Origin of the sequence: Amycolatopsis silviterrae (genome assembly GCF_042684085.1) — a bacterium.
Lineage (GTDB): Bacteria > Actinomycetota > Actinomycetes > Mycobacteriales > Pseudonocardiaceae > Amycolatopsis > Amycolatopsis silviterrae.
In genome coordinates, this window is the sequence record NZ_JBHUKS010000012.1 from 1 (window position 1) to 10,768 (window position 10,768).

General features: G+C 72.6%; 9 protein-coding genes. All 9 read left to right on the top strand.

Going from position 1 to position 10,768, the window contains the following annotated elements:
• The first annotated feature begins 183 nt into the window (after window positions 1–183).
• The 9 genes from ACFSVL_RS17530 to ACFSVL_RS17570 all read left to right on the top strand — a co-directional run bounded on the left by ACFSVL_RS17530 (window position 184) and on the right by ACFSVL_RS17570 (window position 10,748).
• Window positions 184–2,544, top strand: a complete 2,361-nt coding sequence (locus ACFSVL_RS17530) for a hypothetical protein (RefSeq protein WP_378305394.1) — start codon at window positions 184–186, stop codon at window positions 2,542–2,544.
• Window positions 2,537–3,514, top strand: coding sequence for an HAD-IIA family hydrolase (locus ACFSVL_RS17535; RefSeq protein ID WP_378305396.1), 978 nt, complete (start codon window positions 2,537–2,539; stop codon window positions 3,512–3,514). Before ACFSVL_RS17530 ends, ACFSVL_RS17535 begins: the two co-directional genes overlap by 8 nt.
• Before the next feature lie 16 nt (window positions 3,515–3,530).
• On the top strand, window positions 3,531–3,737 hold the full coding sequence (locus tag ACFSVL_RS17540) for a hypothetical protein (RefSeq protein WP_009079580.1): 207 nt from the start codon (window positions 3,531–3,533) through the stop codon (window positions 3,735–3,737).
• Window positions 3,738–3,742: 5 nt separating this feature from the next.
• Window positions 3,743–4,561 (top strand): TlyA family RNA methyltransferase, encoded by an 819-nt coding sequence (locus tag ACFSVL_RS17545; RefSeq protein WP_378305398.1) that lies wholly within the window; start codon window positions 3,743–3,745, stop codon window positions 4,559–4,561.
• Window positions 4,558–5,478, top strand: a complete 921-nt coding sequence (locus ACFSVL_RS17550; protein ID WP_378305400.1) for an NAD kinase — start codon at window positions 4,558–4,560, stop codon at window positions 5,476–5,478. Before ACFSVL_RS17545 ends, ACFSVL_RS17550 begins: the two co-directional genes overlap by 4 nt.
• Window positions 5,479–5,573: 95 nt before the next feature.
• A complete protein-coding gene (recN, locus tag ACFSVL_RS17555) occupies window positions 5,574–7,358 on the top strand; it encodes a DNA repair protein RecN (protein ID WP_378305402.1) in 1,785 nt (594 codons plus the stop codon).
• Between the two features lie 10 nt (window positions 7,359–7,368).
• Window positions 7,369–8,517: a DUF1266 domain-containing protein gene (locus ACFSVL_RS17560; RefSeq protein ID WP_378305403.1), complete on the top strand. Its 1,149-nt coding sequence runs from the start codon at window positions 7,369–7,371 to the stop codon at window positions 8,515–8,517.
• Between the two features lie 102 nt (window positions 8,518–8,619).
• On the top strand, window positions 8,620–9,804 hold the full coding sequence (steA, locus tag ACFSVL_RS17565) for a putative cytokinetic ring protein SteA (RefSeq protein WP_378305405.1): 1,185 nt from the start codon (window positions 8,620–8,622) through the stop codon (window positions 9,802–9,804).
• Window positions 9,801–10,748 (top strand): copper transporter, encoded by a 948-nt coding sequence (locus ACFSVL_RS17570; RefSeq protein WP_378305407.1) that lies wholly within the window; start codon window positions 9,801–9,803, stop codon window positions 10,746–10,748. Before steA ends, ACFSVL_RS17570 begins: the two co-directional genes overlap by 4 nt.
• Window positions 10,749–10,768: the final 20 nt, after the last annotated feature.

Genomic DNA, 10,768 nt, shown 5'->3' on the forward strand with positions numbered 1-10,768 from the left:
ACTCAACATGAGAAGTCTGGGCCCCGGTCCGAGAACCCCCGCGGTTCTCCCGGGGCCCAGACTCATGTTCGCGTCCGGGCCGCCCGCGCGAGGCTTGCGCCGAACGGCCCCGTACGATAGTCAATCGGCCCCTCGCACGGGGCCGTCTTCAGAATTCCAGAGTTGTCTATGGCAGGAGGCCAGGTGTCCGAGTTCGGTCGACGTGACTCAGCGGATGAGGGGTCCGGTCGGTCGGCTCGCCGCGACCAGGACTCCCGCGGCGGCCGGTCCGACGCGCCCCGGGGAGACCGGCGCGGCGCGCGGCAGGACCGCGGCGGGCGGGACAGCGGCCACCAGGGCCGGCCCCGCCGAGACGATCGCGGGGCACGCGGCTCCGGCGGCTTCGCCGGACGCCCCGGCCACGGCGACGGACCGCGCGAACAGCGCGGCTACGCCGGCAAGCGCGACGACGACCGCGACTTCCGCCCCCGTGGCAAGCGCGAGTTCGACCGCCCGCAGGGCAAATCCTACGGCGACCGTTCCGGCCGTCCGCAGGGCAAATCGTCTTATGGCGAGCGGTCCGGCGGTCCCGGCGGCAAGTCCTCGTACGGGGACCGTTCCGGGCGTCCGGAGGGGCGTTCTTCCTACGGCTCCGGTGGAGCGGGCAAGTCGTACGGCGACCGCGGTGGCCGGCCGCAGGGCAAGTCCTCCTACGGGGAGCGGTCCGGCGGGCGGTGGAACGACGACCGGCGCGGTGGCGACGACCGCCGTGGCGGTTACTCGGGCGGCGACGACCGGCGCGGATCGTCCGGATATCGCGGCAAGGACTCCCAGGGCGGCGGATTCCGTGACGATCGGCGCGGGTCCGGCGGATTCCGCGACAACGACCGGCGCGGCGGTTACGGCGACCGGGACGATCGCGGCGGCAAGCCCGGTTACCGCGATGACCGTGGTGGGAAGCCTGGCTACCGGGACGACCGTGGTGGGAAGCCTGGCTATCGCGACGATCGCGGGGGCAAGCCCGGCTATCGCGATGACCGTGGTGGCAAGCCCGGTTACCGCGACGATCGCGGCGGGAAGCCGGGTTACCGGGACGACCGGGGCGGCAAGTCCGGTGGTGACCGGGATTCGCGCGGCGGATACCGCGACGACCGTGGCGGAAGGCCTGGCGGCGACCGCGATTCGCGGGGTGGCTACCGGGATGACCGTGGCGGGAAGCCGGGCTATCGCGACGATCGCGGCGGAAGGCCTGGCGGCGACCGGGAATCGCGCGGCGGGTACCGGGACGACCGTGGTCCGCGCGACGGCGGATTCCGTGGCGGGAACCGGGGTTCCGGCGGATTCCGGGACGACCGGTCCGGCGGGGACCGGGGCGGGTTCCGCAATGACCGCAATGACCGCGGGGAGCGTCGGGACAACCGTTCGGGCGGGTTCCGCAACGACCGCGATGAGCGGCGTGACGAACGTTCCGGCGGGTTCCGGGACAACCGTCGCGACGACCGGCCCGGGGGCAAGCGCGACGAGCGTTCCGGTGGGTACCGGAAGGAGCAGCGTGACGGCTTCCGGAACGACCGTCAGGACGACGGCCGGGGACGGGACACCGAGGCGTCGGTCGAGGACGTGACGGCTGCTGAGCTGGACACCGCTGGCGTCGAGGACACCAGTGCCGAGACAGCTGCGAGCGACGAGCGCGAAAGCCGGAGCGAGCGGCCGGAGCGTCGGGAGCGGGACAACCGCGCCGGCCGTGGAGACCGTGACAGCCGGGACCGGGGTGACCGTCGCGAGCGCAGGGACGACCGTCCGCGCACCAAGCGGCCGGTCACCGTGGAGGAGCAGGACGCGGCCCTCGCCCGCGAGCTGCTCGAAGCGCCGGAGCTGCCCGAGGACATCGAGTTCTCCGACCTCGACGAGGAAGTCCGCCGGGAGCTGCGGACGCTGCCGAAGGGGCTCGCGGAGACCGTCGGGAAGCACCTGGTCGCCGCCGGCGGGCTGGTCGACAGCGATCCGGAGGCCGCGCTCGAGCACGCTCGGTACGCGAAGACCAAGGCGTCGCGGGTGCCGATCGTGCGCGAAGGGCTCGGGCTGGTCGCCTACCACGCGGGCAACTGGCAGGAAGCCCTGTCGGAACTGCGCGCGGTGCGGCGGATGACGCGCAGCGACGAGCACATCGCGATCATCGCGGACGCCGAGCGCGCGCTCGGCCGTCCGGAGCGCGCGCTGGACCTCGCCAAGGAGACCGACAAGGAGCGGCTCACCAAGTCGACCCAGGTCGAGCTGGCGATCGTCGCGGCGGGCGCGCGGCGCGATCTCGGGCAGCTGGACGCGGCGGTCGTGTCGCTGCAGGGGCCGGACCTCGAAGCGGGCAAGCGCGACCCGTGGAGCGCGCGCCTGTTCTACGCGTACGCCGACAACCTGGAGGCTGCCGGGCGCAAGGAAGAGGCTGTCCGGTGGTTCCTCAACGCCGCTGAGGCCGACGCCGAGGACGACACCGACGCCGCCGAGCGCGCCGCGGACCTGGCGAACGAGGCGAACGGATCGAACGAGTCGACCGAATCGGATGACTGACGTGGCCTACGACGCGCTGCTGTTCGATCTCGACGGCACCGTGTACCACGGGCCGAACGTGATCGACGGGGCCGCGGAGACCGTGGCCGCCGTGCGCGAGCAGGGCACGGCGGTCCGGTTCGTGACCAACAACGCGTCCAAGGCCCCCTCGGCGGTCGCGCAGCATCTCCGGGACCTCGGGATCTCCGCGGACACCGAAGAGGTGCACACGAGCGCTCAGGCGGCAACCGGGCTCCTGCGGGACCGGCTGCCCGCCGGGGCGAAGGTGCTCATCGTCGGCACCGCCTCGCTCGGCGACCAGATCGCCGCCGCGGGACTGGAGCCGGTGCGGGCCTCCGGCGACGACGTTTCCGCGGTGGTGCAAGGACATTCGCCGGAAACCGGATGGGCCGACCTCGCCGAGGCGAGCATCGTGATCCGGGCGGGCGGGCTGTGGGTCGCCACGAACACCGACTCCACGCTGCCCACCGAGCGCGGGCTGATGCCGGGCAACGGGTCCATGGTCGGGGCGCTCCGGATCGCTACCGGGGCGGAGCCGATCGTCGCGGGGAAGCCGCAGCCGTTGCTGTTCGAGACGGCTGCGCGGTCGGCGAAGGCGAAGCGTCCGCTCGTGGTCGGGGATCGGCTCGACACTGACATCGCGGGTGCGGTCGCGGCGGGGCTCGACTCGTTGTGCGTCCTCACCGGCATCGCGACGCCGGCGACGCTGCTCACCGCGATTCCGGCGGAACGGCCTACGCATCTCGGCGCCGATCTCACCGCGCTCAAGCAGCCGGTGGACGAACTGCGCGTCGGCAAGCGAACCGGCTGGGAGATCAGCGAAGGCGACGTGCTGACCGTCCGCGGCGAGGGCGACAAGCTCGACCTGCTGCGCGCGCTGTGCGATTCGGCGTGGCGGACCGGGATCGCGCAGGTGCGCGCGGACGGCGACGCGGCCGCGGCGGCAGTGGCCGGGCTCGGGCTGGCCTGACTGGTAGTTTGGGGCCGTGCACCCGAACGTTCCGCGGCCGGTTCCCGGACCCCCGCCGATCCCCGGACCCGGCCCGCAGCAGACTGACCCGCGGGCAGGCATCGACGAGGCCGTCGCCGGGCTCGACGACCTCGACACGCTGCCGCCCGCCGAGCACGTGGACCGGTTCGAGGCCGTGCACACCGAGCTGACCGTGGCCCTGTCCAGCATCGACAAGGTCTGACCGGCGTGGCCAAACGGGCCAGGCTCGACGCGGAACTCGTGCGGCGCGGGCTCGCGCGCTCCCGCGAACAAGCCTCCGCGCTCATCGCGGGCGGCAAGGTCACCGTGCGCGGCATGGTCGCCACGAAACCCGCCACCGGCGTGGAAAACGATGCGCCGATCGTCGTGAAGGACGAGGACGACCCGGGCTGGGCGTCGCGCGGCGCGCACAAACTCCTTGGCGCGCTTGAACGTTTCGGTCCCGAAGGGCTGGCCGTCGAAGGCCGCCGCTGTCTCGACGCGGGCGCGTCCACCGGCGGTTTCACCGACGTGTTGCTGCGCCACGGCGCGGAAAAGGTCATCGCCGCCGACGTCGGGCGCGGGCTGCTCGACTGGAAGCTGCAGACCGACGATCGCGTCGTGGTCCTCGACCGCACGAACGTCCGCAACCTGGCCCCGGACGTCCTCGGCGGCGAGGTCGATCTCGTCGTCGGCGACCTTTCCTTCATCTCGCTGAAGCTCGTGCTGCCCGCGCTCGCCGCGTGCGCGCGCGACGGCGCGGATCTGCTGCCGATGGTCAAACCGCAGTTCGAGGTCGGCAAGGACCGGCTCGGCAGCGGCGGCGTGGTCCGCGATCCGGAACTGCGCGTGGAATCCGTGCTGGGCGTGCTCGCCGAAGCCGCGAAGCTCGGACTGTCGCTGCGCGGGGTCGTCGCGAGCCCGTTGCCGGGACCGTCGGGGAACGTCGAATACTTTGTCTGGCTCCGGAAAACGGAGCCGGAAGACGCGGGCAGCGACGAGGCCGAACGGCTCGTTCGCACCGCAGTCCAGGAAGGACCCCAGTGACCGCCGAACGTGAAGTGCTCCTCGTGGTGCACCCCGACCGGGACACCACCCGGGAGGCCGCCCGCGAGGTGTCCCAGCGATTCGCGAAGGCCGGGATCCGGCTTCGCGTGCTCGACGAGGACGTTCTTCAGCTGATCGACCCGGACGGCTGCATGGCCAAGCCGTGCACCGTCGTCGCGCCCGAGCACAATCCGGCCGAGGGGGCCGAACTCGTGTTCGTGCTCGGCGGCGACGGGACCCTGCTGCGCGCGGCGGAACTCGCCCGCCCCGCCGAGGTCCCGGTGCTCGGCGTGAACCTCGGCCGCGTCGGCTTCCTCGCCGAGGCCGATTCGGACGCGCTCGCCGACGCCGTGCAGCGCGTGGTCGACCGCGAGTACCACGTCGAGGACCGGATGACGGTCGACGTCACGGTCACCGCCGACGGCGCCGAGATCTACCGGACCTGGGCGCTCAACGAGGCCAGCGTCGAGAAGTTCAGCCGCGAGCGGGTGCTCGACGCGCTGATCGAGGTCGACGGCCGCCCGGTGTCGTCCTTCGGCTGCGACGGCGTGCTGTGCGCGACGCCGACCGGCTCCACCGCGTACGCCTTCTCCGCGGGCGGGCCGGTGCTGTGGCCGGACGTCGAGGCGCTGCTCGTGGTGCCGAGCAACGCGCACGCGATGTTCTCCCGGCCGCTGGTGGTCTCGCCGGAGTCGGTGATCAGCGTCGGCATCGATCCGACCGGCCCGAAAGCCGTGCTGACCTGCGACGGGCTGCGGTCGTTCGACCTGCCGCCGGGCGCGCTGGTGCGGGTCGTGTGCGGCAAGCGGCCGGTGCGGCTGGTGCGGCTCTGGGACGGCGTGTTCACCGACCGGCTGGTGTACAAGTTCGGCCTGCCGGTGCGCAGCTGGCGCGACCGGCGCTCGGGAGACCGCTAGCGCGACGCGCCCGCACAAGTGTTCGACCAGCGAAAAGAAGAGTTAGCGGGCCTCGGGCGCACAGAAGGTCGGTGCGGGCCGCTACCGTATGCGTCGTGCTGGCCGAGATGCGCATCCAGGGCCTCGGAGTCATCGAGGAAGCCCTGCTGGAACTGCACGCGGGCTTCACCGTGGTCACCGGTGAGACGGGTGCGGGCAAAACCATGGTCGTCACCGGGCTGCATCTGCTTTCGGGCGGGCGGGCCGAGGCGTCGAAGGTCCGGAACGGAATGCTGAAGGCGTTCGTCGAGGGCCGGTTCACCGTGGGCAAGGACGACGCGGCGGGCCGCATCGTCACCGACGCGGGGGCCGACGTCGACGAGGACGGCAGCGTCATCGCCCTGCGCACGGTCGCGGCCGACGGGCGCTCGCGGGCGCACCTCGGCGGCCGGTCGGTGCCGGTCGGGGTGCTGTCCGACCTGTCCGAGCAGGTGATCGCCGTGCACGGGCAGAACGACCAGCTGCGGCTGCTGCGCCCGGCCGAGCAGCGCGCGGTGATCGACCGGTTCGCCGGCGAGGCCGTCGGCGGGCCGCTCGCGGAGTACCGCCGGGTCCGCGAAGAGTGGCTCGCGGTGCTCACCGAGCTGAGCGAGCGGTCCAACCGCTCCCGGGAGATGGCGCAGCAGGCGGACCTGCTGAAACACGGGCTGAACGAGATCGACGCGGTCGCGCCGGAGCCGGGCGAGGACGTCGAGCTCACCGAGCAGATCAAACGGCTCGCCGCGGTCGACGAACTGCGCGCGATGGCCACTGAGGCGCACGCGGCGGTGTCCGGCGCGCAGGACGGCGATCCGGACGCGCCGGGCGCGCTCGGCCTGGTCGGCGAGGCGGTGCGGCGGCTGGTGTCGGCCGAGGACGCCGCGCTGCGCGACCTCGTGCCGCGGCTGGAGGAAGCCTCCACGCTGCTGAGCGACGTCGGTTCGGAGCTGGGCAGCTACGTCGAGAACCTGGACGCCGACCCGGCGTTGCTGGAGAAGGTGCTCGCGCGCCAGGCCGATCTCAAACGGCTCACCCGCAAGTACGCCGCGGATGTCGACGGGGTGCTGGCGTGGGCCGAGGACGCGCGGCGCCGGCTCGAGTCGATGGACACCTCCGAAGAGGCACTAGCGGCGTTGGCGTTACGGCGCGACGAACTGGCCGTGCAGCTGGTCTCGCACGCCACCGAGGTGTCCGCCGCGCGCGGCAAGGCGGCCGCCGAGCTGGCCACGGCGATCACCAAGGAACTGTCCGGCCTCGCGATGGGCCAGGCGGAGCTGGAGATCACCGTCGAACAGCGCCCGGCCGAACACGGCGACCGGCAGGCGCTCGCGATCGACGGGCACGCGGTGCACGCGGGCCCGGACGGCGTGGACGAGGTGGAGCTGTTGCTGCGGGCGCACAACGGCGCGCCGCCGCTGCCGGTGCACAAGGCTGCCTCGGGCGGTGAGCTGTCCCGGGTGATGCTGGCGATCGAGGTCGTGCTGGCGCACGCGGACACCGTGCAGACGCTGGTGTTCGACGAGGTCGACGCCGGGGTCGGCGGCCGCGCCGCGGTGGAGATCGGGCGGCGGCTGGCCCGGCTCGCGCGCACCCACCAGGTCCTGGTGGTCACGCACCTGCCGCAGGTCGCCGCGTTCGCCGACCAGCATCTGGTGGTGGACAAGGGAACCAGCGGCGGCGTCACGCGCAGCGGCGTGAAAACGCTCGGCCAGGGCGACCGGGTGCGCGAGCTGGCCCGGATGCTCGCGGGCATGGACGGCACCGAGACCGGCCGCGCGCACGCCGAGGAATTGCTTGCCACCGCGGAGAAAGACAAAGCGAAGAACGCCGGTGCGAAGCGCAAGCGCGCGAAGAAGGGCTGAGGCGGATTCCATGACCTGGGCCACGCTGGCCGACGTCGAAGCCGAACTCGCCCGCGCGCGGCGGGAGGACGATCTCGACCGTTTCCTCGAACTCCTCGGCGACGAGGAGCTGTTCGTGCCGATCCACCGGCCCGAGGCGGAACGGCTCGCGCGGGACCGGACGTGGTCGCCCGCGAAGGTCTGCTGCGCGCACGACGGCGAACCCTCGCTGCAGGTGTTCACCCGCGGCGCACTGCCGGATTTCGGCGCGGACGTGGTGTTCCTCAGCGGCGACCTCGACTGGGCCACGCACGGTCTCGGCACCGGGGAGCAGGTCGTGTTCAACCGCGGCACGCTCGGCGAATGGCGGGTGAACGCGGCGGCCGTGCTGCCGTGGGTCGACGCGAATCCGCACCGGGTCACCGCGGTGGAGCAGCAGGTCGAACGGCTTTACACGGCGCGCTACGGGCTGCTGGACGGTCCGGTCGCGCACGCGCTGGCGTGCGGCGCGCACCAGGCGGTGCTGTCGGCCGAGCCGTGGAACGTCCTCGACGCGCGCTACCACGATTACGTCGCCGAAGTCCGCGGCCTGCGCGACTGGTGGGGCGTCGCGGACGCGGCGAGCTGGCGGGCCGCGATGGACCGGCTGCTCGGCGATTCCTACCAGCTCACCACCGGAAACCTCGTGCTGGTGCTGCGCGCCCGCAGCGGGCTGGCGCTCGACGTGTACGGCTGGGTCGAGCTGGTCCGGCAGTGGTGCGCGGACAACGACGCCGAGGAGCAGATCGAGCCGCTCGTCGACGCGGTGCGCCGGATCGTCCGGTACGAGCAGCGGTTCCGCGCCGACGGCCTGCTCGAGCCGGACGGGGTCGTGGACAGCATCATCGGCTGGGACGTCGGGCGCGCGGTCGAACTGGCGCGCTGGGGCCTCGCGGTCGGGTACTGCGACGCGCTCACCGCCGAGCTGATGGTGCTGGAAGCAGGCGCGGTCGCGCGCCGCTACCACGAGTCGTGGGCGGAACTGTCCACCGGATACGTGCTGGGCAGGCTGCTCGCGCTCGACGGCGAGGAATTCGGGCCGGAGTACAGCTCCGCCGCCCGGGTCCGCCACCGGCTGCTGAACGATCCCGCGAGTCCCTGGTCCAACCTCGATTTCGGGGCGGGCGGACCGCACAGTTAACCCCGGCTCCGCACCCGGCGCGACATGGCTCACCACAACGAGTCATGTCCGCTTCGGCGCGTCGGCTCTCCACGCAGGCACAAATTTGTCACCATCAGCCACATGAAGCTCACTGGTCTTCTCGCGCGGAACCACGAAGCCCTCCCCGGCGTCATCGGTGTCGCGCGGGTCGACCGGCGCACGCGCGAACTGCTGCGCCGGGTCAGCGCCGGCGACGTCGTCGTGCTCGACCAGCTCGACCTCGACCGGGCCACCGCCGACGCGCTGGTCGCCGCCGAGGTCGCCGCGGTGGTCAACGCGTCCCCGTCGATCTCCGGCCGGTTCCCCAACCTCGGCCCGGAAATCCTGGTGGCGGCGGGCATCCCGCTGATCGATTCGGTCGGCGGCGACCTGCTGCGCTCGGTCAAGGACGGCACGAAGCTGCGCGTGCACGAGGGCGCGGTGTACCTGGGGGAGCGGCAGCTGGCGACCGGGGTCGAGCAGACCGCCGAAAGCGTGGCCGACCAGATGATCGAGGCCAAGGCCGGGATGTCGACCCAGCTGGAAGCCTTCTCCGCCAACACGATCGAGTTCCTCCGCCGCGAGCGGACGCTGATCCTCGACGGCGTGGGCGTGCCGGAGCTGAAGGTCGCGGTGCGCGACCGGCACGTGCTGGTCGTCGCGGGCGGCACCGGGCACGCCGAGGACCTCAAGAAGCTCAAGAAGTACGTCGGCGAGCACCGGCCGGTGCTGATCGGCGTCGACGCGGGCGCGGACACGTTGCGGGCGCAGGGTTATCAGCCCGACGTCGTGGTCGGCGACCCGACCGGGATCGGCACCGCGACGCTGCGCAGCGGCGGCGAGGTCGTCGTCCCCGCGCAGCCGGACGGGCACGCGCCGGGCGTCGAGCGGATCCAGGACCTCGGCATCGGCGCGGTCACCTTCCCCGCGTCCGGCAACTCCGAGGACCTCGCCCTGCTGCTGGCCGACGCGCACGGCGCGAGCCTCGTGGTCACCGTCGGATTCCAGGCCACGCTGCGGGAATTCCTGGACCACGGCCGGTCCGGGTCGAATCCGTCCACGTTCCTCACGCGGCTCAAGCTCGGCACCAAGCTGGTCGACGGCAAGGCCGTCGCGACGCTGCACCGCAGCCGGGTCTCGCTCGGCGCGGTCGCTCTGCTCGTCCTCGCCGCCATCGTCGTCGTCGTGGCCGCGCTGCTGGTCTCCGACGTCGGCTCCGTCTATCTCGAGTGGATCCAGCACACCTGGTCCACGTTCGTCGCCTGGGTGAAGGGTCTCTTCACGTGATTTCCCTGCGGTACCACATCGTTTCCATCACCGCGTGCTTCCTGGCGCTGGCCGTCGGCGTGGTGCTGGGCTCGACCGCGCTCAACGGTTCGCTGCTGTCCGGGCTCGCGGACCAGAAGAAAGACCTCGGCACGCAGGTGTCCGACCTGGAGGCGCAGCGCAACGCGCTCAACGCGCGGCTGTCCGACGCGGACGCGTTCGCCGGGACCATGGGCCCGAAGGTCGTCGCGGGCGCGCTGGACAAGCGCAGCGTCGTCATCGTCACCACGGAGGACGCGCGCCCGGCCGACCGCGACGCGCTCAAGAAGCTCGTCGGCCAGTCCGGCGCCTCGGTCACCGGCGAACTGCAGCTCACCAGCGCGTTCACCGACCCGGCGAAGGCCGACCAGCTGCGCGACGTCGTCACGCGGCTGCAGCCCGCCGGTGCGAAGTTCCCGACCGCGGGCGACTCCGGCACGCTCGCCGGCGCGCTGCTCGGTTCGACGCTGCTGCTGGACAAGGCGAGCGCGAAGCCGCAGTCGAGCGGCGACGAACTGGCCGCCGCGCTCGGCGGGCTCACCGACGGCGGTTTCGTGAAGCCGAGCCAGGGCGTGCAGCCCGCGCAGCTGGCGATCGTGCTGACCGGCGCGCAGCAGACCGGGGACGGCGCGGGCGACCGGGCGGCGACGATCGCGCGGTTCGCCGCGCAGATGGACCGGTCCGGCGCGGGCACCGTGCTCGCCGGCGATCCGGGTTCGGCCGAGGGGGCCGGCCCGATCGGCGTCGTCCGCGCGGACACCTCGGCGACGTCGATTCTGTCCACTGTGGACAACGCGGACTCGGCGGCGGGCCGGGTCGCGACCGTGCTGGCACTGCAGGAGCAGCTCAACGGCGGCTCCGGCCGCTACGGGATCGCGGGCAACGCGCAGGCGATCGCGCCGGGCGTGGCGACCTCGGGCAACTGACAGGCTTTCCGCCTCCCGCA

Coding starts and splice junctions, on each gene's coding strand:
- steA (WP_378305405.1), top strand. CDS start 8,620: ATGAAGCTCACTGGTCTTCTCGCGCGGAACCACGAAGCCCTCCCCGGC.
- ACFSVL_RS17560 (WP_378305403.1), top strand. CDS start 7,369: ATGACCTGGGCCACGCTGGCCGACGTCGAAGCCGAACTCGCCCGCGCG.
- ACFSVL_RS17535 (WP_378305396.1), top strand. CDS start 2,537: ATGACTGACGTGGCCTACGACGCGCTGCTGTTCGATCTCGACGGCACC.